This is a genomic window from Pseudomonas sp. GW821-FHT02C04, assembly GCF_059421845.1.
In genome coordinates, this window is the sequence record NZ_JBWKVT010000003.1 from 48306 (window position 1) to 70140 (window position 21835).

The 21835-nt window shown below is 58.4% G+C and carries 20 protein-coding genes; 4 read left to right on the plus strand and 16 right to left on the minus strand.

From position 1 onward, the window contains the following. The first annotated feature begins 83 nt into the window (after positions 1–83). Complete coding sequence (locus AC07VV_RS12140; protein WP_096822982.1) at positions 84–500, plus strand: OsmC family protein; 417 nt, start codon at positions 84–86, stop codon at positions 498–500. Positions 501–561: 61 nt separating this feature from the next. Continuing rightward, positions 562–1452, plus strand: coding sequence for a pirin family protein (locus tag AC07VV_RS12145; protein WP_495036350.1), 891 nt, complete (start codon positions 562–564; stop codon positions 1450–1452). 42 nt (positions 1453–1494) lie between these two features. Here the strand turns inward: AC07VV_RS12145 and AC07VV_RS12150 are convergent, their stop codons facing one another. The 4 genes from AC07VV_RS12150 to AC07VV_RS12165 form a co-directional block, all read right to left on the minus strand. After that, a complete protein-coding gene (locus AC07VV_RS12150; RefSeq protein WP_102620369.1) occupies positions 1495–2223 on the minus strand; it encodes a dienelactone hydrolase family protein in 729 nt (242 codons plus the stop codon). Between the two features lie 68 nt (positions 2224–2291). Then, on the minus strand, positions 2292–4196 hold the full coding sequence (htpG, locus tag AC07VV_RS12155) for a molecular chaperone HtpG (protein WP_495036351.1): 1905 nt from the start codon (positions 4194–4196) through the stop codon (positions 2292–2294). 81 nt (positions 4197–4277) lie between these two features. After that, complete coding sequence (locus AC07VV_RS12160) at positions 4278–4730, minus strand: PaaI family thioesterase (protein WP_249484184.1); 453 nt, start codon at positions 4728–4730, stop codon at positions 4278–4280. Beyond that, entirely contained in the window at positions 4727–5203 is a 477-nt protein-coding gene (locus AC07VV_RS12165; RefSeq protein WP_495036352.1) for a PaaI family thioesterase, read from the minus strand. Before AC07VV_RS12165 ends, AC07VV_RS12160 begins: the two co-directional genes overlap by 4 nt. A gap of 158 nt (positions 5204–5361) precedes the next feature. On the opposite strand from AC07VV_RS12165, the gene AC07VV_RS12170 reads away from it, so the two are divergent. Next, positions 5362–5598, plus strand: a complete 237-nt coding sequence (locus AC07VV_RS12170) for a hypothetical protein (RefSeq protein ID WP_085682944.1) — start codon at positions 5362–5364, stop codon at positions 5596–5598. Between the two features lie 77 nt (positions 5599–5675). Here AC07VV_RS12170 and AC07VV_RS12175 read toward each other — a convergent pair whose 3' ends face one another. From AC07VV_RS12175 to sdhC, 12 genes are all read right to left on the minus strand, one after another. Then, the gene (locus tag AC07VV_RS12175) at positions 5676–6077 is read right to left on the minus strand and encodes an MAPEG family protein (RefSeq protein ID WP_096822977.1); all 402 of its coding nucleotides are present in this window, start codon (positions 6075–6077) and stop codon (positions 5676–5678) included. After that, the gene (locus AC07VV_RS12180) at positions 6077–6814 is read right to left on the minus strand and encodes a DUF599 domain-containing protein (protein WP_495036353.1); all 738 of its coding nucleotides are present in this window, start codon (positions 6812–6814) and stop codon (positions 6077–6079) included. The genes AC07VV_RS12175 and AC07VV_RS12180 overlap by 1 nt, the downstream gene beginning before the upstream one ends. Before the next feature lie 151 nt (positions 6815–6965). Beyond that, entirely contained in the window at positions 6966–8279 is a 1314-nt protein-coding gene (gene brnQ / locus AC07VV_RS12185; protein ID WP_495036354.1) for a branched-chain amino acid transport system II carrier protein, read from the minus strand. A 329-nt stretch (positions 8280–8608) separates the two neighbouring features. Continuing rightward, complete coding sequence (gene sucD, locus AC07VV_RS12190; RefSeq protein ID WP_017127973.1) at positions 8609–9490, minus strand: succinate--CoA ligase subunit alpha; 882 nt, start codon at positions 9488–9490, stop codon at positions 8609–8611. Beyond that, positions 9490–10656 carry an ADP-forming succinate--CoA ligase subunit beta gene (sucC, locus tag AC07VV_RS12195; protein WP_007919879.1) on the minus strand — a complete coding sequence of 389 codons (1167 nt, stop codon included), beginning with the start codon at positions 10654–10656 and terminating at the stop codon, positions 9490–9492. The genes sucD and sucC overlap by 1 nt, the downstream gene beginning before the upstream one ends. 199 nt (positions 10657–10855) lie before the next feature. After that, positions 10856–12292: a dihydrolipoyl dehydrogenase gene (gene lpdA, locus AC07VV_RS12200; RefSeq protein ID WP_085732276.1), complete on the minus strand. Its 1437-nt coding sequence runs from the start codon at positions 12290–12292 to the stop codon at positions 10856–10858. Between the two features lie 97 nt (positions 12293–12389). Next, on the minus strand, positions 12390–13607 hold the full coding sequence (odhB, locus tag AC07VV_RS12205) for a 2-oxoglutarate dehydrogenase complex dihydrolipoyllysine-residue succinyltransferase (protein ID WP_495036355.1): 1218 nt from the start codon (positions 13605–13607) through the stop codon (positions 12390–12392). Positions 13608–13649: 42 nt separating this feature from the next. Further along, the gene (locus tag AC07VV_RS12210) at positions 13650–16481 is read right to left on the minus strand and encodes a 2-oxoglutarate dehydrogenase E1 component (RefSeq protein ID WP_096822973.1); all 2832 of its coding nucleotides are present in this window, start codon (positions 16479–16481) and stop codon (positions 13650–13652) included. A gap of 274 nt (positions 16482–16755) precedes the next feature. Further along, positions 16756–17460: a succinate dehydrogenase iron-sulfur subunit gene (locus AC07VV_RS12215; RefSeq protein ID WP_007959035.1), complete on the minus strand. Its 705-nt coding sequence runs from the start codon at positions 17458–17460 to the stop codon at positions 16756–16758. Positions 17461–17471: 11 nt separating this feature from the next. Beyond that, positions 17472–19244 carry a succinate dehydrogenase flavoprotein subunit gene (gene sdhA / locus AC07VV_RS12220; RefSeq protein WP_085608857.1) on the minus strand — a complete coding sequence of 591 codons (1773 nt, stop codon included), beginning with the start codon at positions 19242–19244 and terminating at the stop codon, positions 17472–17474. Positions 19245–19247: 3 nt separating this feature from the next. Further along, positions 19248–19616, minus strand: a complete 369-nt coding sequence (gene sdhD, locus AC07VV_RS12225) for a succinate dehydrogenase, hydrophobic membrane anchor protein (protein ID WP_085710546.1) — start codon at positions 19614–19616, stop codon at positions 19248–19250. Next, positions 19610–19984, minus strand: a complete 375-nt coding sequence (gene sdhC / locus AC07VV_RS12230; protein WP_055137330.1) for a succinate dehydrogenase, cytochrome b556 subunit — start codon at positions 19982–19984, stop codon at positions 19610–19612. Before sdhC ends, sdhD begins: the two co-directional genes overlap by 7 nt. Positions 19985–20348: 364 nt before the next feature. Between sdhC and gltA the strand changes: the two genes are divergently transcribed. Next, positions 20349–21638: a citrate synthase gene (gltA, locus tag AC07VV_RS12235; protein WP_007959044.1), complete on the plus strand. Its 1290-nt coding sequence runs from the start codon at positions 20349–20351 to the stop codon at positions 21636–21638. Positions 21639–21835: the final 197 nt, after the last annotated feature.

Here is a 21835-nt window from a genome sequence, read left to right on the forward strand (position 1 = left end):
TGGAACGCGCCCCTGCGGGAATGCTCTATACCTGCAAGGTCTTATTTGATCGAATGACTTTTCCTACTGCTTGCGAGGTTCACATGACCGTCACCGTCAATACCATCTCCGCCGAAGGTTTCCGTCACACCGTACAGATCGATGAGCACGAACTGTTTGCCGATGTCCCGACGACTGCCGGCGGCGAAGGCTCGGCGCCGGAGCCGCACGATTATTTCGACGCCGCCCTCGGCGCCTGCAAAGCCCTGACGCTGAAGCTGTACGCGAAGAAAAAAGACATTCCACTTACCGGCGTCGGTGTCGAGGTCAAACGCGACAACAGCCAGGAACAGAAAGGCAAATACGCCCTGCACGTCACCCTGACGCTCAAAGGCGTGCTCACTGATGCGCAACGCGAAGAGCTGTTGCGAGTGGCGGATCGCTGCCCGATTCATAAACTGATGACCACCAGCGAAGTCACCATCGAAACCCACGCCCCACAAGGCTTCGACAGCCAGTAATCACCACCACGACACCGGCGGGTTATGCTCCATGCATCACCCGCTCAGCCTGGAATGGACCATGGACACCCAACCCCTGATCATCCGCCCGCGCGCCGAAGACGTCGAAGGCCAGCCGATCCTGCGCCCGCTGCCGTCAGCCAAATGCCGCAGCGTCGGGCCCTTCGTGTTTTTCGACCACATGCTTGAAACGGTTTATCCCGCAGGCAAAGGGATGAACATCCGACAGCATCCGCACATCGGTCTGTCGACCCTGACTTATCTGTTTGAGGGGCAGATCCAGCACAAGGACAGCCTCGGCTCCGATCAGGTGGTCAGTGCCGGCGATGTCAGCTGGATGACGGCGGGCAGCGCGATCGCCCATGTCGAGCGCACGCCCGAACCGCTGTGGGAACAAAGCTTCAGGATGCACGGGCTGCAAATCTGGCTCGCCTCGCCCAAGGATCACGAACAAGGTCCCGGGCATTACAGCCATCACCCGGCGTCGACATTGCCGGTCAGCGACAACCTCGGCGTGCAGATCCGCATGATTGCAGGGTCAGGCTTTTGTCTGGAATCGCCGGTGCCTGTGCTTTCTCCGACGTTGTATGCCGAACTTAAGATGCAAACCGCGACCACGCTGCTGATTCCGACCGAGCATGAAGAGCGGGCGGTGTATGTGTTGAGCGGTGATGTGCAATTGAATGGCGAAGCGGTCGAACCGCATGCGCTGGTGGTGTTGCCGGCCGGGGAAGAGATGAGTCTGTTCGCCGAGAGCGACAGTCATGCCGTACTGTTCGGCGGCGCGCCACTGGACGGGCCTCGGCGGATCAACTGGAATTTTGTCGCGAGCGATCCGACGGTGATCGATGAGGCCCGGCGCAAATGGGCGGCCGGGGATTGGCCGACCGTACCGGGGGAAGTCGAGCGGATCGAGCTGCCGAAATCGCGCAGCGAGCCGACACCGCTGTAAACGAACACTCCCACGCCAGGCGTGGGAGTGCTTTCAACCGAATCAGCCCTTGAACACTTCTTCCAGCAAGTCATGCATCGACTTGAACGCCCGCGCAGCGGTTTTCGCGTCGTACATCATCATGCCCGGCACATTGGCGTGCGGATCGGTGAACGAGTGCACCGCACCGCCGTAGCTCAGCAATTGCCAGTCCACGCCAGCCGCATTCATCTCGTCTTCAAATGCTGGCAGTTGCTCTTTCGGCACCAGCGGATCGGAAGCGCCGTGCAGCACCAGCACCGAGCCCTTGATGTTTTTTGCATCCGCCGGGTTCGGCGAATCCAGCGTGCCGTGGAACGATACCGCAGCCTTGACCGCCGCACCGGTGCGAGCCAGGTCCAGCGCACAGCAACCGCCGAAGCAGAAACCGAACACCGCCAGTTTCGACGTATCAACCGCCGCTTCGCCCTGCTTCTGCAATTGCTCGAACGCAGCCTGCATACGCTTGCGCAGCAGTGCACGGTCATTTTTCAGCGGCATCATCGCCGCGCCAGCCTGGTCGCCGTTCTGCGGACGCACCGCTTGCCCGTACACGTCGGCGATCAGCACCACATAGCCCTTGGCCGCCACCGATTTGGCAATCTCTTCAGCACCAGCGCTGACACCCATCCAGTTCGGCGCCATCAACAGGCCCGGACGCGCGCCTTTGTGCTCAGCGTCGAAAGCCAGTCGGCCCTCATAAGGCTGGCCGTCAATCTGATAGACCACGGAACGTACAGTGACTTGGCTCATTTCTGACTCCTGATTGGTTGAACACCAGAATGAAAAAACCCGCCGAAGCGGGTTTTTCTACAGTTTGATCAAGCGGACAGCTCAACCAGCAGCTTGTTCAGACGGCTCACGTAAGCGGCCGGGTCCTTCAAGCTGTCACCAGCCGCCAGGGCGGCCTGATCGAAGAGGATGTGCGACAGGTCGCCAAAACGCTCTTCGCTGGTCTCGTTATCGAGTTTCGCGATCAGCGGGTGGCTCGGGTTGAATTCGAAGATCGGCTTCGAATCCGGCACCTTCTGCCCGCTGGCCTCGAGGATCTGACGCATTTGCAGACCCAGGTCCTGCTCGCCGATGGCCAGAATGGCCGGCGAATCGGTCAGGCGATGGGAAACGCGGACTTCGGCAACAGAATCGCCCAGTGCGGTTTTCAGACGCTCAACCAGACCTTCCTTCGACTTGGCGACTTCTTCTGCGGCCCTCTTGTCCTCTTCCGAGTCCAGCTTGCCCAGGTCAAGGTCACCACGGGCGACGTCGACAAAGCTCTTGCCGTCGAACTCGCTCAGGTAGCTCATCAGCCACTCGTCGATACGGTCGGTCAGCAGCAGCACTTCGATGCCTTTCTTGCGGAAGACTTCCAGGTGCGGGCTGTTCTTGACCTGCGCGTAGGTTTCGCCGGTCAGGTAGTAGATCTTGTCCTGACCTTCCTTGGCGCGGGCCAGGTAGTCGGCCAGACCGACGATCTGCTCGCCGTCGTCGCCGTTGGTCGATGCGAAACGCAGCAGACCGGCAATTTTTTCCTTGTTGGCGAAATCTTCTGCCGGGCCTTCTTTCATGACCTGACCGAAGTTTTTCCAGAAGCCTTTGTATTGCTCAGGCTCGTTCTTCGCCAGTTTTTCCAGCATGTCCAGCACGCGCTTGGTCAGCGCCGACTTCATCGAGTCGATGATCGGGTCTTTCTGCAGGATTTCCCGCGACACGTTCAGCGACAGGTCGTTGGAGTCGACCACGCCCTTGATGAAGCGCAGGTACAGCGGCAGGAACGACTCGGCCTGATCCATCACGAACACGCGCTGCACGTACAGCTTCAGGCCTTTCGGCGCTTCACGCTGGTACAGGTCGAACGGTGCGCGGGCCGGCACGTACAGCAGCGAGCTGTACTCGAGCTTGCCTTCGACCTTGTTGTGGCTCCACGACAGCGGGTTTTCGAAGTCGTGGGCGATGTGTTTGTAGAACTCCTGGTATTCCTCGTCCTTCACATCAGTGCGAGGACGGGTCCACAGGGCGCTGGCGCGGTTGACGGTTTCCCATTCAACAGCAGGCTGCTCTTCGCCTTCGGCAGCGGCCACTTCTTTCGGCAACTCGATCGGCAGCGCGATGTGGTCGGAGTACTTCTTGATGATGTTGCGCAGACGCCAGCCATCGGCGAACTCGTCTTCACCGGATTTCAGGTGCAGGACGATGCGGGTGCCGCGCTCTGGTTTGTCGATGGTGGCGACTTCGAATTCGCCCTCGCCTTTCGACGACCAGTGCACGCCTTCGCTGGCAGCGGTGCCGGCGCGACGGCTGTACACGTCAACTTTGTCAGCAACGATGAAGGCCGAGTAGAAGCCCACACCGAACTGGCCGATCAGGTGCGAATCCTTTTTCTGATCGCCCGAGAGATTCTTCATGAAATCGGCGGTGCCGGATTTGGCGATGGTCCCCAGGTGGGTGATCACATCGTCACGGTTCATGCCGATACCGTTGTCTTCGAGGGTGACGGTCTTGGCGTCCTTGTCGAAGCTCACACGGATTTTCAGTTCAGCGCCACCTTCGAGCAACTCAGGCTTGGCCAGGGCTTCGAAGCGCAACTTGTCGACGGCGTCGGAGGCGTTCGAGATCAATTCGCGAAGGAAGATTTCCTTGTTGGAATACAGCGAATGGATCATGAGGTGCAGCAGTTGCTTCACCTCGGTCTGGAAGCCCAGGGTTTCCTTTTGAGTTTCCACACTCATGGTCATCAAACTCCAATCAGATGGCATTGGCCGCGACCCAAATGGTCTGCGGCGGGTTGTTCACTGAGTTGGGGGCGGTGTTCAGGATTTCAAGGGCTCGTCGATTTTGAAGTGGGCGCGCGCAGTGGCAATCGGTTCACTCTCGGTACTTTGCCAGGCCGTGACCGCAACGTTGGCAACCCGCCGGCCCTGACGGCAGACCTGGCACCGGGCCCAGGTATCGCGAAACTGCCCGGCCCGCAGGTAATCGAGGGAAAAGTCGATGATCTTCGGCACGCCGGGTGCACCGGTAAAAATCAACAGATGCAGGGCGGCGGACAGCTCCATGAATCCGGCAATCACCCCGCCGTGGATCGCCGGCAATAAAGGGTTACCAATGTTGTCCTTGTTGGCCGGCAACTTGAACAGCAGGTCATCACCGACTCGCGAACACTCGACACCGATCAGCCCGGCGTAGGGAATCAGCTTCAGCAGTGGCGCGTAGTCAGCCTTTTCGTGGGCCTCTTGCAGTTGCTGCTTGAAATCATCGTTCATTGGCTGTCTCCCTTGATCGCGCCACCAAAGCCTTTTGTGCCTTTGAGGCCCTTGCCCATGCGCATGAACGTGCCGACGACATGGGCGATGGGATGTTCGGGATCATCCTGATAGGCGAAGCCCCGGGCGAAGATCACGTCGGTGGTCACCCGGTAGCACTGGGCGAAGCCATAGACATTTTTATGCGGTTCGGCGGCATGCATGTAGTCGATGCGCAAATCCAGGGTCGGGCAGACTTCGAATTCCGGCAGCACGCACAGGGTGGCCATGCCGCACGCGGTGTCCATCAGCGACGTGATTGCCCCGCCGTGGACCACACCGGTCAGCGGGTTGCCAACGATTTGTGCGCTGTACGGCAAGACCACCGTCAGGCCTTCGCTGCTGGCGCTGTGCACTTTCAAGCCCAGCACCTGGCAGTGGCGCAGGGCCGAAAGAAAGCGGGTCGCGCGCTCAAAAACAGGGTTTTCGGCCATTTGATAATTACTCTTGTTAGTCACTGTTCCCGGTAGTGGAAAGAACAGTAAAAGTTCCATTGCAAAACAAACTTATATATCTGTGAGAAATGAGGAACTTAACCCTCGGGGCTGCGTTCTTAAGGCCAGTAGTTATTTTCCATAAGGAGAAACACCCCATGCGTAAGACTTTAGCTATTGCCTTGATGTTGACCGCTTCCCTCGGTCTCGCAGCCTGCGATAAAAAATCCGAGGACAAAGCTCAAGATGCCAACCAACATGCTGAACAAGCTCAGCAGAAAATGAATGAAGCTCAGGATAAAGTGAACGACGCGGCGAAAGAAAACGCCGAAGCCGCCAAAGATCAGGCCGAATCGAACGCAGCCGCTGCAGACGAAGCAGCCAAGAAGCAATAAGCCGCTTCTCGATGGCAAAAAAGAAAACCCGCCAAGTGCGGGTTTTCTTTTGCCTGTCATTTTTTGCTAATACCGAATTAGAGCAAGACAGTTCTAAAAGTCGGACTAATCATCAGCAACAATGAACACACTAAGCCGATCAGCCAGACCAGGCTGCGCAGCTTCGGGATATCGGCCAGGTAAAACCACAAGTAGAGAATCCGTGCGATCACGAAGATGATCGCTAACGTATCGATCAGCCATCCCGCCGTCTGCGTGGTATGCGCCATCAACACACCTACGGCAAACAAGATGAACGCTTCGATGCTGTTCTGATGCGCTGCCAGTGCGCGAGCCCCGTAACCGGTGAGTTGCGCCTGCTGCTGACGTGGCAAGTGGTTGTTGTAACCCCCCTGCTCTTTCATGGCCTTGCCCACCGGCATGCGCGCCACGTAGATCAACAACGCACTGATAAACACACACCAGAACGGAATACTCATCAAGCAGCCTCTTTGATCGCTTCGGGCAATGGTGCCTCTGTAGGGGTATAGACCATTACATCGAGCACGTCGGAATGAAACTCGCGGCGATACAACACCAGCACTACGCCCGCGCTCATCAGCATGAACAGCCACGGGCTGACGAACCACGCCAGCATGCTGATGCCGAAGTAATAGGAGCGCAGACCGAAGTTGAACTGGTTGGCCGCCATCGAAATCACCCGCGCCGCCCGCGAAGCGAACGCCTTGCGCTCCTGCTCGGACACGTGCCGCTCGCCGATCATCGGCGCCGAGCCGATCAGGATCGCTGCGAAGTTGTACTGGCGCATGCACCAGCTGAACGTGAAGAAGGCGTAGACGAACACCAGCGCCAGGCACAGCAACTTGATCTCCGACATGCCCTGGGAAGCCTGCTGCACCATCGGAATATCCGCCAGCAACGACACCGCACGTTCCGAGGCCCCGAGCACGGTGAGAATGCCCGCCAGGATGATCAGGGTGCTGGAAGCGAAGAACGAGGCATTGCGCTCAAGGTTGCCGATCACGCTGGTGTCGGCGATGCGGTTGTCACGCAGCAGCATGCGGCGCATCCAGTCTTCGCGGTACAGGTGCAACACGCTGGCCAGGCACGCAGTGTCGCGGCCCTTCCAGGTGGCATAACGGGTGTAACCGCCCCAGCAGATGACGAACCAGAGCGCGGCAAGCAAGTGGATCTGATTGGCTTGGATGAATGACATGCAATTCCCTGTGATGAAGATTTCGGCAACCCTTCGACGTTAGCTCAGGGAAAAAGACACTGCCTCAGGCCCATAAAAAATGCCCCGTATCGATTGATACGGGGCATTTCTGTTTAATCGCTCGGAAGCCGCTTGTGGCGGCCGGGCAATCTTAAGCCAGGGCTTCGGCGCGCTTGCCCAGCAGGCGGTCGCAAACCACGGCAACTACCAGGGTCATCACGCACGGCACCAGCCACGCCAGGCCCTGCTCGCTCAGCGGCAAGTGGGCCAGTTGCGACGGCAGCCAGTCAGCCAGACCGGCACCTTTCAGCGCATCGATGGTGCCGAACACGAACGACACCAGCATCACCGGGCCCATGATGCGGCTCTGTTCATGCCAGAACGCAGCGCAGAAGCTCAGGGCCACCAGCACGATGCACGGAGGGTAGATCGCGGTCAGCACCGGGATCGAGAACGCGATCAGCTTGGTCAGGCCCAGGTTGGACACCAGCAGCGAGAACGCAGCCAGGATGATCACCAGCGTCTTGTAGGACAGTGGCAATACGCGGCTGAAGTACTCGGCACAGGCACAGGTCAGACCGACCGCCGTCACCAGGCAGGCCAGGGAAATCAGCACTGCAAGGAAACCACTGCCCAACGAACCGAAGGTGTGTTGCACGTAAGCGTGCAGCACCGCCGCGCCGTTGGTCGCACCCGCAGCCACTTCATGGCTGCCGGAACCCAGACGGAACAGGCTGACATACACCAGCGCCAGACCGACGCCGGCAATCAGCCCGGCGATGATCGCGTAACGGGTGATCAGCGCCGGCGACTCGACGCCACGGGAGCGGATCGCGTTGACGATGACGATGCCGAACACCAGAGCGCCGAGGGTATCCATGGTCAGGTAACCATTGATGAAGCCCTGGGAGAACGGTGCCGCGACGTATTCCGGAGTGGCCACGCCGATATCACCGGCCGGCAGCGCAAACGCAGCGATGCCGAGTACCGCCAGAGCGATGATCTTCAGCGGCGCGAGGAAGCGTCCTACGGTGTCCAGCAAACGGCCCGGGTAGAGCGAGATGAAGAACACCAGCAGGAAGTACACCGAGCTGTAGAGGAACAGTGCCAGCGGGCTTTCGCCAGTCAGCGGCGCCAGGCCTACTTCGAACGACACGGTCGCAGTACGCGGCGTTGCGAACAACGGGCCGACCGCGAGATAGCAAGCCGCAGCCAGCACGCCACCGGCAATCCTGCCGATCGGGCTGCTCAGGGAATCCATCGCTCCGCCGACCTTGGCCAGCGCGACGACAGTGATCACCGGCAGACCGACCGCCGTGATCAGGAAGCCCAGCGCCGCCATCCAGACGTGAGGCCCGGACTGCAAACCGACGATAGGCGGGAAGATGATGTTACCGGCCCCGACGAACAGGGCGAATGTCATAAAACCAAGTGCCAGGATGTCCTGACCTTTCAAAACTTTCATTAAGGAAATACCACACTACTGAATCGGAATTTAGAGGGGGATTTCCCTGTGGGGTTAGGGAAATGCTGTCAATCCGTATGGGACTGACCCGTTTAGCGCGTTGCATGCCTTGTGGGCGGCAGACGCAAAAATGGCTGCTAGCCTAACGAATTTGTCTGACAAACGCACTGTTTGAGGGCGAACTATCCGATACGCGACGTGTCTGTGTCGCGTTTTTGCATGTTATTGGACGAGAGCCTATAAATCGCTATCGTCAAACAAGCACCAGAAACGACAAAGGCCACCCGAAGGTGGCCTTTGTTTGGTAAAGCGTCAGCTAAGCGCGAGGCTTACTTGACAGCCCAACCAGTCAGCTCGGCCAGGGCCTTGCCGATGTCTGCCAGCGAACGCACGGTTTTCACGCCTGCGTCTTGCAGAGCAGCGAATTTCTCGTCTGCAGTGCCTTTGCCGCCGGAGATGATTGCGCCAGCATGGCCCATGCGCTTGCCCGGAGGAGCAGTCACACCAGCGATGTAGGAAACAACCGGCTTGGTCACGTGAGCCTTGATGTAGGCAGCCGCTTCTTCTTCAGCCGAACCGCCGATCTCGCCGATCATCACGATCGCCTCGGTCTTCGGGTCTTCCTGGAACAGCTTCAGGATGTCGATGAAGTTCGAACCCGGGATCGGGTCACCACCGATGCCGACGCAAGTCGACTGACCGAAACCGGCGTCAGTAGTCTGCTTCACAGCTTCGTAGGTCAGGGTGCCGGAACGGGAAACGATACCGACCTTGCCTGGCAAGTGAATGTGACCTGGCATGATGCCGATCTTGCATTCGCCTGGGGTGATCACGCCTGGGCAGTTAGGGCCGATCAGGATGACACCCAGCTCGTCGCACTTAACTTTAGCGTCCAGCATGTCCAGGGTAGGAATGCCTTCGGTGATGCAGACGATCAGCTTGATGCCGCCGAAAGCTGCTTCCAGGATCGAGTCCTTGCAGAAAGGAGCCGGAACGTAGATCACGCTGGCGGTGGCGCCAGTGGCAGCTACGGCGTCTTTCACGGTGTTGAACACTGGCAGACCCAGGTGCTCGGTGCCGCCTTTGCCTGGAGTTACGCCGCCAACCATCTTGGTGCCGTATTCGATGGCTTGCTGGGTGTGGAAGCTACCTTGCGAACCGGTAATACCCTGGCAGATAACTTTGGTGTCTTTATTGATCAGGACGCTCATTACTTGCCCTCCGCAGCTTTAACGACTTGTTGAGCAGCGTCGGTCAGGCTGGTAGCAGCGATGATGTTCAAACCGCTTTCTGCCAGTACTTTAGCGCCCAGTTCAGCGTTGTTGCCTTCAAGACGAACAACAACCGGGATTTTCACGCCGACTTCTTTCACTGCACCGATGATGCCTTCGGCAATCATGTCGCAACGAACGATGCCGCCGAAGATGTTAACCAGTACTGCAGCGACGTTGGTGTCGGACAGAATGATTTTGAATGCTTCGGTTACGCGTTCTTTGGTAGCACCACCACCTACGTCGAGGAAGTTGGCTGGCTTGCCGCCGTGCAGGTTGACGATGTCCATGGTACCCATGGCCAGGCCGGCACCGTTTACCATGCAGCCGATGTTGCCTTCCAGCGCTACGTAGTTCAGTTCGAACTTGGCAGCGTGCGCTTCGCGCGGATCGTCCTGCGACGGATCGTGGAAAGTCTTCAGCTTAGGCTGACGGTACATTGCGTTGGCGTCGATGTTGATCTTGGCGTCCAGGCAGTGCAGATCGCCGTCAGCCTTGATCACCAGCGGGTTCACTTCCAGCAGAGCCAGGTCGTGATCCTTGAACAGCTTGGCCAGACCTACGAAGATCTTGGCGAACTGAGCAACCTGCTTGCCTTCCAGACCCAGCTGGAATGCCAGCTCGCGACCCTGGAATGGCTGAGCGCCAACCAGTGGATCGATAGTGGCTTTCAGAATTTTTTCTGGAGTGTCGTGAGCGATTTTCTCGATGTCCACGCCACCTTCGGTGGAAGCCATGAACACGATGCGACGGCTCGAACGGTCAACGACAGCGCCCAGGTACAGCTCTTTAGCGATATCAGTGCACGATTCAACCAGGATCTTGGTGACTGGCTGGCCATTGGCGTCAGTCTGGTAAGTCACCAGACGCTTGCCCAGCCACTGCTGTGCGAAGGCTTTGGCGTCTTCTTTGCTGCGAACCAGCTTTACGCCGCCCGCTTTACCGCGACCACCGGCGTGGACCTGGGCTTTGACAACCCACTCGCTGCCGCCGATTTTGTCGCAAGCTTCTGCTGCTGCTTCCGGGGTGTCTACTGCATAACCAGTGGAAACTGGCAGGCCGTATTCAGCGAACAGCTGCTTACCCTGATACTCGTGAAGATTCATGCTTTTTACCGTCTTCGTTAGGTACTGCGCATTCGGCGCTGCGCTCTTGATGAGTGCCGCGCCACCTGTGACTGCTGCTTGCGTAGCCTTTCCGGATACCCGGTGCAGCTACGCAAGGCTGCGTCCAGCGGACATTCCGCGGTGAGTCTTGCACGCAAGGCTCACGACGGGCCGTACCGCCGTGGTTTCTTATTGTGTCTTAACGCTTCTTGCGGTTGGCAATGTGAATGGCGCCGCCATTCACTGCCAGAGCTGCTTCGTGCAAGGCTTCAGACAGGGTCGGATGGGAGAAAACCATCATGCCCAGATCTTCAGCGCTGGTGCCGAATTCCATACCGATCGCGCCCTGCTGAACCAGTTCTGCAGCGCTCGGGCCAATCACGTGCACGCCCAATACGCGGTCAGTCTTGGCATCGGCGATGACCTTGACGAAACCACCGGTATCGTTGGCGGCCATGGCACGGCCGGAAGCTGCGAACGGGAAGGTGCCGACGTTAACTTCAACGCCTTCAGCTTTCAAGGCCTGCTCGGTTTTACCCACCCATGCGATTTCCGGGTGAGTATAAATAACCGAAGGGATCAGGTCATAGTTCATCTGAGCCTTGTGGCCCTTGATGCGCTCGACAACCATGATGCCCTCTTCCGAGGCTTTGTGAGCCAGCATCATGCCGCGAACCACGTCACCGATGGCGAATACGCCCGGTACGGTGGTGGCGCAGTGATCGTCAACGTGCACGAAACCGCGCTCGTCCAGGGTCACGCCGCTGTCGGCAGCCAGCAGATCAGTGGTCACCGGACGGCGACCAACGGCTACGATCAGCTTGTCGAAAGTGATGGTCTGTTCGCCGTTGGCGTCGGTGTAGTTCACAACGACTTCGTCGCCGTTCACTTTCGAGCCGGTCACGCGAGCGCCCAGTTTGATGTCCAGACCTTGTTTGGTCAGGGTTTTCAGCGCTTCCTTGGAAACAGCGGTATCCGCTGCCATCAGGAAGGTGTCCAGGGCTTCCAGGACAGTCACTTCTGCACCCAGACGCGACCATACCGAACCCAGTTCCAGACCGATCACGCCAGCGCCGATAACGCCCAGACGCTTAGGTACGGATTGGAATTCCAGAGCGCCAGTCGAATCGACGATGACTTTCTGGTCGACCGGAGCCGGTGGAATGTCGATCGGACGCGAACCTGGAGCCAGGATGACGTTTTCGGCTTCGATGACTTCAACCGAGCCGTCTGGCTTGGTGACTTCGACTTTCTTGCCGGCCAGCAGTTTGCCGTGGCCCTGGATCGAAGTAACGCCGTTGGCCTTGAACAGGGTGGCAACACCGCCGGTCAGGTTCTTGACGATGCCAGCCTTGCGGCCAACCATCGCAGCGACGTCCATTTTGACTTCGCCGGTCGAGATACCGTGGACGTTGAAGCTTTCTTTCGCTTCCTTGTATTTCCAGGAGCTGTCCAGCAGCGCCTTGGAAGGAATGCAGCCTACGTTCAGGCAGGTGCCGCCCAGGGCTTGCTTGCCTTCAGCATCGGTGTACTTCTCGATGCAGGCAGTGCTCAGACCGAGTTGCGCGGCCTTGATGGCAGCCACGTAGCCGCCAGGGCCCGCACCGATCACTACTACGTCAAATTTCTGCGACATTCAAAAAATCCTCTTTAGCGAAAAGCTTCAAGCCGCGCGCTGCAAGCCAGGCTGCGTTCTCTTGCAGCTTGAAGCTTGCAGCGCGTGACTGCTTCTATCAGATATCCAGCAACAGACGAGCCGGATCTTCCAGCAGGTTCTTGATGGTCACCAGGAAAGTCACAGCTTCTTTGCCATCGATCAGACGGTGATCGTAGGACAGTGCCAGGTACATCATCGGACGAATAACGACCTGACCGTTGATGGCCATCGGACGCTGGATGATGTTGTGCATGCCCAGAATCGCTGCCTGCGGCGGGTTAACGATCGGGGTCGACATCATCGAACCGAAGGTACCACCGTTGGTGATGGTGAAGGTACCGCCGGTCATCTCGTCCATCGACAGTTTGCCGTCACGGGCTTTCTTGCCGAAAGTGGCGATGCCGCCTTCGATTTCAGCCAGGCTCATCAGTTCGGCGTTACGCAGAACCGGAACCACCAGACCGCGGTCGCTGGAAACAGCAACACCTACGTCGGCGTAGCCGTGGTAAACGATGTCGCCGCCGTCGATCGAAGCGTTGACAGCCGGGAAGCGTTTCAGCGCTTCGGTAGCAGCCTTCACGAAGAACGACATGAAGCCCAGGCGTACGCCGTTGTGGGACTTCTCGAACAGGTCCTTGTACTTCGAACGCAGCGCCATGACTTCGGTCATGTCGACTTCGTTGAAAGTGGTCAGCATCGCCATGTTCGACTGAGCTTCCACCAGACGCTTGGCGACGGTGGCGCGAACGCGGGTCATCGGAACGCGCTTCTCGACGCGGTCGCCAGCAGCGAACACAGGAGCGGCAGCGGCCGGAGCAGCAGCCTTCGGCGCAGCAGCCGGAGCGGCTTTCTTGGCTTCAACAGCAGCAACCACGTCTTCCTTGGTCACACGGCCGTCTTTGCCAGTGCCTTTTACGGAAGCCAGGTTGATGCCGTTCTCTTCGGCCAGCTTGCGAGCGGCAGGAGCCGCGATAGCGTCTTCGTCAGCGCCGGCAGCTGGAGCAGCGGCAGCAGCGGCCGGTGCAGCAGCGGCAGCCGGAGCGGCAGCAGCAGCGCCGCCTTCAACGATGGAGCCCAGGACTTCGTCGGACAGGACGGTTTCGCCCTCGCCCTTGACGATTGCGCCCAGTACGCCGTCGGCGGTAGCCAGCACTTCCAGGACAACCTTGTCGGTTTCGATGTCGACGATCAGTTCGTCACGCTTGACGGCGTCGCCCGGTTGTTTGTGCCAGGTGGCAACGGTGCCATCGGCAACCGATTCCGGGAAAGTGGGGGCTTTGATCTCGATAGCCATTGTCTGTGGTTCCTTAAATTCGGTTTCAGGTGCGCGAAGGCGTTAAACGGTAAACGCGTCTTGCAGCAGTTTTTCCTGCTGCTCGGCGTGCATCGATGCGTAACCACATGCTGGTGCAGCAGAAGCCTCACGACCCGCGTACTCAAGTACGAGAGATTTGTTGAGGTTGCTGATGCTGCGACGCAGGTGGTGCTGGCTGCAGTACCAGGCGCCCTGGTTCATCGGCTCTTCCTGGCACCAGACAGCCGCTTTGGCGTTGGTGTAAGGAGCCAGGACTTCTTTCAAGTCGTCCTCAGGGAATGGGTACAGCTGCTCGATACGCACGATGGCGATATCTTCGCGGCCTTCGGCACGGCGTTTTTCCAGCAGGTCGTAGTAGACCTTGCCGCTGCACAGAACAACGCGCTCGACCTTTTTCGGGTCCAGTGCATCGACTTCCGGGATAACGGTCTGGAACGAACCTTCGGCCAGATCTTCCAGCGTCGAGATTGCCAGTTTGTGACGCAGCAGCGACTTCGGAGTCAGCACTACCAATGGCTTGCGCAGCGGGCGAATCACCTGACGGCGCAGCAAGTGGTAGATCTGGGCCGGCGTGGTCGGCATGCACACCTGAATGTTGTGCTCGGCGCACAGCTGCAGGTAACGCTCAAGACGTGCCGAGGAGTGCTCAGGGCCCTGACCTTCGTAGCCGTGCGGCAGCAGCATGGTCAGACCGCAGAGACGGCCCCACTTGTGCTCGCCGCTGGTGATGAACTGGTCGATAACAACCTGTGCACCGTTGGCGAAGTCGCCGAACTGGGCTTCCCAGATCACCAGCGCGTTTGGCGTGGTGGTCGAGTAACCGTATTCGAACGCCAGTACGGCTTCTTCCGACAGGAACGAATCGTACAGGTCGAAGCGCGGCTGACCGTCGTACAGGTTCTGCAACGGAATGTAGGTGCCGGCGTCTTTCTGGTTGTGCAGAACAGCGTGACGGTGCGAGAACGTACCGCGGCCGATGTCCTGACCGGTCATGCGAATCGGGTGACCTTCGAACGCCAGGGTCGCGTACGCCATGGTTTCGGCGTAACCCCAGTTGATCGGCAGGCCGCCGGCTTGCATCTTCTGACGGTCTTCGTAGATCTTCGCAACCTGGCGCTGAACCACAAAGCCTTCCGGAATTTCCAGCAGCTTGGCGGACAGTTCCTGCAGGGTCTTCAGATCGAAGCGCGTGTCGTGACGCGCAGTCCAGGCGTGGCCCAGATACGGACGCCAGTCCACGAACAGCTCTTTGTTCGGCTCTTTGACCAGCGATTTCACTACGTGCAGACCGTTGTCCAGCGCGTTGCGGTATTCGTCGACTTTCGCCTGAACACGCTCAACGTCGAGCACACCGCCCTGGGTCAGACGATCAGCGTACAGCTCACGGGTGGTGCGCTGCTTGGTGATCTGCTGATACATCAGAGGCTGGGTGCCGCTTGGTTCGTCGGCCTCGTTGTGGCCGCGACGACGGTAGCAGACCAGGTCGATCACCACGTCACGCTTGAACTGCATGCGGTAGTCGATGGCCAGCTGGGTCACGAACAATACGGCTTCCGGATCATCGCCATTCACATGGAGGATCGGCGCCTGGATCATTTTCGCAACGTCGGTCGCGTACTCGGTGGAGCGCGAGTCCAGCGGGTTGCTGATGGTGAAACCAACCTGGTTGTTGATCACGATGTGCACGGTACCGCCGGTCTTGAAACCGCGGGTCTGCGACATCTGGAAGGTTTCCATCACCACGCCCTGACCTGCGAATGCAGCGTCACCGTGGATGGAGATCGGCAGAACCTTCTCGCCGGTAGGGTCGTTACGACGATCCTGACGGGCGCGAACCGAACCTTCAACCACCGGGGAAACGATTTCCAGGTGGGACGGGTTGAACGCCATGGCCAGGTGAACTTCACCGCCGGCGGTCATCACGTTGGACGAGAAGCCCTGGTGGTATTTAACGTCACCGGAACCCAGCTCGACCTTCTTCTTGCCTTCGAACTCGTCGAACAGCTCGCGCGGGTTCTTGCCGAAGGTGTTGACCAGCACGTTCAGACGGCCACGGTGGGCCATGCCGATGACGACTTCCTTGGTGCCGTAGGAACCGGAACGCTGGATCAGTTCGTCGAGCATCGGAATCAGGCTTTCGCCGCCTTCCAGACCGAAACGCTTGGTGCCCGGGTATTTGGTACCCAGGTATTTTTCCAGACCTTCACCGGCGGTGACGCGCTCGAGCAGGTGGCTCTGAATGTCGGCGGAGTAGGTCGGACGGCCACGTACGCTTTCCAGACGCTGCTGGAACCACTGGCGCTGCACGGAATCGGTGATATGCGTAAATTCAGCGCCGATGGTGCGGCAATATGTCTGCTGCAACGCTTCGTGAATTTCGCGTAGGCTCGCTTCCTCTTTGCCGATGAACAGGTCGCCGGCACGGAAGGTCGTATCAAGATCGGCATTGGTCAAGCCGTAATGATTGATCGACAGGTCTGCAGGTGCAGGACGCTGCCACAGTCCCAGCGGGTCAAGCTGGGCTGCCTGGTGGCCACGCATACGGTAGGCCTGGATCAATCGCAGCACTTCAACTTGCTTCTTCTCGTGCTCACTGCTCACGCTGCCGGCGGAAACCGGTTGGGCGCGGCGCTGGTTCTTTGCCAGCAGCACGAAATGATCGCGAATTGTGGAGTGCGAAACATCGGTGGCAGAGCCGCCGTCGGCGGGCAGCTTCTGAAAGTAGGTGCGCCACTCTTCTGGCACAGCGTTAGGGTCGTGCAGGTAGAGCTCATAAAGCTCTTCCACATAGGCAGCGTTTCCACCTGAAAGGTAGGCGCTGTTCCACATGCGCTGCATCACGCTTTCTTGCATGCTTGGTCACCCTCGGTTAGGGGAACACCATCGGTGTCGACACCGAGCAAACTTGCAGAAGTCCGAATGCAGCGACCAAAACAAGCCACTTAGGATCACACTGATAGTCCGGGTACCAGCCCGGATGCCCCTGCTTGTCTCATTTCTTCAAAATAAGAGCCGCAGCTTATGGCTGCTGCTCTGGTTATAGCCATGGCGCGGGTTGAAGCCCGCACCTAAGCCCTCTACGGGTACAGCGCTGCCGCTTTTTACAGCGGCAGTTACAGCTTCTGAATCACACGCCGCTCGAAAGCAGCATGTTACGGATGTGACCGATGGCCTTAGTCGGGTTCAGGCCTTTCGGACATACGTTGACGCAGTTCATGATGCCCCGGCAGCGGAAGACGCTGAACGGGTCATCGAGGGACGCCAGACGCTCGGACGTCTTGGTGTCACGGCTGTCTGCCAGGAAGCGGTACGCTTGCAGCAGGGCAGCTGGACCCAGGAATTTGTCCGGGTTCCACCAGAAGGACGGGCAAGAGGTCGAGCAGCAAGCGCACAGGATGCACTCGTACAGACCGTCGAGCTTTTCACGCTCTTCAGGGGACTGCAGACGCTCGATGGCCGGAGCCGGCGTGTCGTTCTGCAGGAATGGCTTAACCTTCTCGTATTGCTTGTAGAAGATGCTCATATCGACAACCAGGTCACGAATAACCGGCAAACCTGGCAGAGGACGAACGATCAACTTGTTACCTTTGACGACAGCGGACAGCGGCGTGATGCACGCCAGGCCGTTTTTGCCGTTGATGTTCATGCCGTCGGAGCCGCAGACGCCTTCACGGCAAGAGCGACGATAGGAGAAACCCTCGTCCTGCTCTTTGATCAGGGCCAGCACGTCCAGCACCATCAGGTCTTTACCACCGGTATCGACCTGGAATTCCTGCATGAACGGCGCAGCGTCCTGATCAGGGTTGTAACGATAAACACTGACTTGCAACATGGCGGTCACCCTTAATAAGTCCGGACTTTTGGTTCGAAAGTCGGAACAGTCTTCGGCGAGAAGTTCACGGCACGCTTGGTGACGCGCTTGTCACCCGGGAAGTACAGGGTGTGGCACAGCCAGTTTTCGTCGTCACGATCTTCGAAGTCTTCACGGGCGTGAGCACCGCGGGACTCTTTACGTACTTCGGCAGCGATGGCGGTAGCTTCAGCCACTTCCAGCAGGTTTTGCAGTTCCAGCGCTTCGATACGTGCAGTGTTGAACGCCTGCGACTTATCGTTGATCTTCACATTCGCGATGCGCTTGCGCAGATCAGCCAGCTGGGCAATACCTTTCTGCATGTATTCGCCGGTACGGAATACACCGAAGTAGTTCTGCATGCAGCTTTGCAGCTCGCGACGCAGGGTAGCGACGTCTTCGCCGTCGGTACGGTTGTTCAGTGCGTTCAGGCGCGACAGGGCAGCTTCGATGTCGGCTTCGGTGGCGTCATCGTATTCGATGCCGTCAGTCAGCGCTTTTTCGAGGTGCAGGCCGGCAGCGCGACCGAAGACCACCAGGTCGAGCAGCGAGTTGCCGCCCAGACGGTTGGCGCCGTGAACCGATACGCAAGCCACTTCACCTACGGCGAACAGACCAGGAATGATCTGATCCACGCCTTCGGCGTCCTGGGTGATCGCCTGGCCATGAATGTTGGTGGCAACGCCGCCCATCATATAGTGGCAAGTCGGAACAACCGGAACCGGGGCAACAACCGGGTCAACGTGAGCGAAAGTCTTCGACAGTTCGCAGATGCCTGGCAGACGGCTGTGCAGCACTTCCTCGCCCAGGTGGTCGAGTTTGAGCATTACGTGGTCGCCATTCGGACCGCAACCGTTGCCGGCGATGATTTCTTTAACCATCGAACGGGCAACCACGTCACGACCGGCAAGGTCTTTGGCGTTCGGAGCGTAACGCTCCATGAAACGCTCGCCGTGCTTGTTGATGAGGTAACCACCTTCACCACGGCAGCCTTCTGTAACCAGTACACCGGCGCCGGCGATGCCGGTCGGGTGGAACTGCCACATTTCAATGTCTTGTACCGGCACGCCAGCACGCAGAGCCATGCCGACGCCGTCACCGGTGTTGATCAGGGCATTGGTGGTGGATGCATAGATACGACCTGCACCGCCGGTCGCCAGTACGGTGGCTTTCGCGCGGATGTAGGTGGTTTCGCCGGTTTCGATGCAGATTGCGATCACACCGACGAATTCGCCTTCCTGGTTTTTCACCAGATCGACAGCGTAGTACTCGTTCAGGAACGTGGTACCGGCTTTCAGGTTGCCCTGATAAAGGGTGTGCAGCAGCGCGTGACCGGTACGGTCGGAAGCGGCGCAAGTACGGGCAGCCTGCCCGCCTTTACCGTAATCCTTCGACTGACCGCCGAACGGACGCTGGTAGATACGGCCTTGCTCGGTACGCGAGAACGGCAGACCCATGTGGTCCAGCTCGAAAACGGCAGCCGGGCCTTCCTGACACATGTATTCGATAGCGTCCTGGTCACCGATGTAGTCGGAACCCTTGACGGTATCGTACATGTGCCAGCGCCAGTCATCGTTCGGATCAGCGGACGCGATGGCGCAAGTGATGCCGCCCTGGGCGGATACAGTGTGCGAACGGGTCGGGAAGACCTTGGTGATCACGGCAGTCTTGTGACCGCCCTGTGCCAGCTGCAGCGCAGCGCGCATGCCGGCACCGCCACCACCAATAATGATGGCGTCGAAAGAAATCGTTGGAATGTTAGCCATGACTCAGATACCCCAGAGAATCTGCACACCCCAGACGAAGTAAGCGAACATCGCAACGCCGCATACTGCCTGGAAAAGGAAACGTACTGCAGTCGCGGACTTGCCCAGCGCCATTGGCGTCAGGTAGTCGGTCGCGATGGTCCACATGCCGACCCAGGCGTGAGCGCCCAGGGCAACCAGTGCCAGCAGACTGAAGATACGCATTCCGTTGTGGGCGAACAGGCCATGCCATTGTTCATAGCCGATGCCCGGGTGAGCGGCGAGGTAGCCGATCAGGAAGATGAAATAAGCCGCGAGAACAACCGCAGACACACGCTGTGCCATCCAGTCATAGAGGCCCGAACGCGAAAGGTTCGTAACGCTGGTTACCATATCCAAACTCCTGCCAGAACGATCAGCACCACGGAAACGGCGATGATAATTTTCGAGCCCAGGCGGCCGCCTTCCAGCGTCTCACCGATGCCCATGTCCATGATCAAGTGGCGCACACCGGCAACCAGGTGATACAGCAGAGCGGACAGGAGGCCCCATGCTACGAACTTGGCCAGCGGGCTGGTCAAGCATGCCTTCACCTCGACATAACCTTCCTCGGAACCCAGGGATTTGCCCAATGCATAAAGCATGATGCCAAGGCCCAGGAAGAGGATGATGCCGGAAACACGGTGAAGAAACGACGTAACGCCGGTGATGGGGAGTTTGATGGTCCTTAGGTCTAGGTTTACAGGTCGTTGGCTTTTCACGGCTTTTTTTTCACACTGAAGAGCCCCTAACAATCAGGGCAAAGTTGTTGGGGAGTGCACTGGTCAGGTAACCACCACCCAGGGATGCGACCCCCAATGAAAGCAAGCCCAAAAGCCCTTGGCGGTCGGTCGCCGAGTATAGACAGTTAGGCTACTAATGACAACGCAATCGCCTACCCCCAATAGCTGATTGCACAAGTTGTATAAAAGGCGTAAATGGCAGTCAATTTCGAGGAAAAAGTGCGGTTAAAGCCTTCTGGAGCAAGACTTTAGGCAAATTGACATTCGAATTTATCTCACTATAGTGGTGCGGGCCCTGCGTGGGGGGTCTGTCTGATGATTTCAAGCATAAATAGGAGGCCACATGGCTGACAAAAAAGCGCAGTTGATCATCGAGGGCGCAGCCCCCGTCGAGCTGCCCATTTTAACCGGCACCGTTGGTCCCGATGTAATCGATGTTCGGGGCCTGACGGCCACGGGCCGCTTCACTTTCGACCCCGGTTTCATGTCGACCGCTTCCTGCGAATCGAAGATCACCTATATCGACGGCGACAACGGCATCCTGCTGCACCGCGGCTACCCGATCGAACAGCTGGCTGAAAAGTCGGACTACCTGGAAACCTGCTACCTGCTGCTGAACGGCGAACTGCCGACTGCAGAGCAAAAGGCCCAGTTCGTTGGCACCGTGAAGAACCACACCATGGTTCACGAGCAGCTGAAAACCTTCTTCAACGGCTTCCGCCGTGACGCCCACCCGATGGCCGTCATGTGTGGCGTAGTCGGCGCCCTCTCGGCCTTCTACCACGACTCCCTCGACATCAATAACCCGCAGCATCGCGAAATTTCCGCGATCCGCCTGGTTGCCAAGATGCCGACCCTGGCCGCGATGGTTTACAAGTACTCCATGGGCCAACCCATGATGTACCCGCGCAACGACCTGTCGTACGCGGAAAACTTCCTGCACATGATGTTCAACACCCCGTGCGAGATCAAACCGATCAGCCCGGTACTCGCCAAGGCCATGGACCGGATCTTCATCCTCCACGCCGACCACGAGCAGAACGCTTCGACCTCCACCGTGCGTCTGGCGGGCTCCTCGGGTGCCAACCCGTTTGCCTGTATCGCCGCCGGTATCGCCGCACTGTGGGGCCCTGCCCACGGCGGTGCGAACGAAGCAGTACTGACCATGCTCGATGAAATCGGCGATGTCTCGAACATCGACAAGTTCATCGCCAAGGCCAAGGACAAGAACGATCCGTTCAAGCTGATGGGCTTCGGTCACCGCGTCTACAAGAACCGCGACCCACGTGCGACCGTGATGAAGCAGACCTGCGACGAAGTGTTGAAGGAACTGGGCATCCAGAACGATCCGCAACTCGAACTGGCCATGCGCCTGGAAGAGATCGCCCTGACCGACCCGTACTTCATCGAACGCTCGCTGTACCCGAACGTCGACTTCTACTCGGGGATCATCCTCAAGGCGATCGGCATTCCTACCAGCATGTTCACTGTGATCTTCGCCCTGGCACGTACTGTCGGCTGGATCTCGCACTGGAAGGAAATGCTCTCCAGCCCGTACAAGATTGGCCGTCCGCGTCAGCTGTACACTGGTTATGAGTCGCGGGATATCACCAAGCTGGAAGACCGCAAATAAGACCTGTCTTGCGATAACGTCTTAACGTTGTACCGGGAACGGCCTCCATGTGAATGGGGGCCGTTTTTTTATTGTTTTTTTTTGGGGGCATATCCGTTGCTGCGGTAACGGCTTCTTAGGATTCCGCCCTTACGGCGGGTCACTTTTTTCAAACGCCAAAAAAGTAACCAAAAAGGCTGGACCCCAGCGTACGGCAC

Excerpts from the sequence above, each read along its gene's own strand:
- AC07VV_RS12210 (WP_096822973.1), bottom strand. The coding sequence starts at position 16,481 with ATGCAAGAAAGCGTGATGCAGCGCATGTGGAACAGCGCCTACCTTTCA.
- brnQ (WP_495036354.1), bottom strand. The coding sequence starts at position 8,279 with ATGAAAGTTTTGAAAGGTCAGGACATCCTGGCACTTGGTTTTATGACA.
- AC07VV_RS12150 (WP_102620369.1), bottom strand. The coding sequence starts at position 2,223 with ATGAGCCAAGTCACTGTACGTTCCGTGGTCTATCAGATTGACGGCCAG.
- AC07VV_RS12165 (WP_495036352.1), bottom strand. The coding sequence starts at position 5,203 with ATGGCCGAAAACCCTGTTTTTGAGCGCGCGACCCGCTTTCTTTCGGCC.
- AC07VV_RS12160 (WP_249484184.1), bottom strand. The coding sequence starts at position 4,730 with ATGAACGATGATTTCAAGCAGCAACTGCAAGAGGCCCACGAAAAGGCT.
- sucD (WP_017127973.1), bottom strand. The coding sequence starts at position 9,490 with ATGAGCGTCCTGATCAATAAAGACACCAAAGTTATCTGCCAGGGTATT.
- sdhD (WP_085710546.1), bottom strand. The coding sequence starts at position 19,616 with ATGGTAACCAGCGTTACGAACCTTTCGCGTTCGGGCCTCTATGACTGG.
- htpG (WP_495036351.1), bottom strand. The coding sequence starts at position 4,196 with ATGAGTGTGGAAACTCAAAAGGAAACCCTGGGCTTCCAGACCGAGGTG.
- AC07VV_RS12180 (WP_495036353.1), bottom strand. The coding sequence starts at position 6,814 with ATGTCATTCATCCAAGCCAATCAGATCCACTTGCTTGCCGCGCTCTGG.
- odhB (WP_495036355.1), bottom strand. The coding sequence starts at position 13,607 with ATGGCTATCGAGATCAAAGCCCCCACTTTCCCGGAATCGGTTGCCGAT.
- sucC (WP_007919879.1), bottom strand. The coding sequence starts at position 10,656 with ATGAATCTTCACGAGTATCAGGGTAAGCAGCTGTTCGCTGAATACGGC.
- lpdA (WP_085732276.1), bottom strand. The coding sequence starts at position 12,292 with ATGTCGCAGAAATTTGACGTAGTAGTGATCGGTGCGGGCCCTGGCGGC.
- AC07VV_RS12170 (WP_085682944.1), top strand. The coding sequence starts at position 5,362 with ATGCGTAAGACTTTAGCTATTGCCTTGATGTTGACCGCTTCCCTCGGT.
- gltA (WP_007959044.1), top strand. The coding sequence starts at position 20,349 with ATGGCTGACAAAAAAGCGCAGTTGATCATCGAGGGCGCAGCCCCCGTC.
- AC07VV_RS12175 (WP_096822977.1), bottom strand. The coding sequence starts at position 6,077 with ATGAGTATTCCGTTCTGGTGTGTGTTTATCAGTGCGTTGTTGATCTAC.
- sdhA (WP_085608857.1), bottom strand. The coding sequence starts at position 19,244 with ATGGCTAACATTCCAACGATTTCTTTCGACGCCATCATTATTGGTGGT.
- AC07VV_RS12215 (WP_007959035.1), bottom strand. The coding sequence starts at position 17,460 with ATGTTGCAAGTCAGTGTTTATCGTTACAACCCTGATCAGGACGCTGCG.
- AC07VV_RS12140 (WP_096822982.1), top strand. The coding sequence starts at position 84 with ATGACCGTCACCGTCAATACCATCTCCGCCGAAGGTTTCCGTCACACC.
- AC07VV_RS12145 (WP_495036350.1), top strand. The coding sequence starts at position 562 with ATGGACACCCAACCCCTGATCATCCGCCCGCGCGCCGAAGACGTCGAA.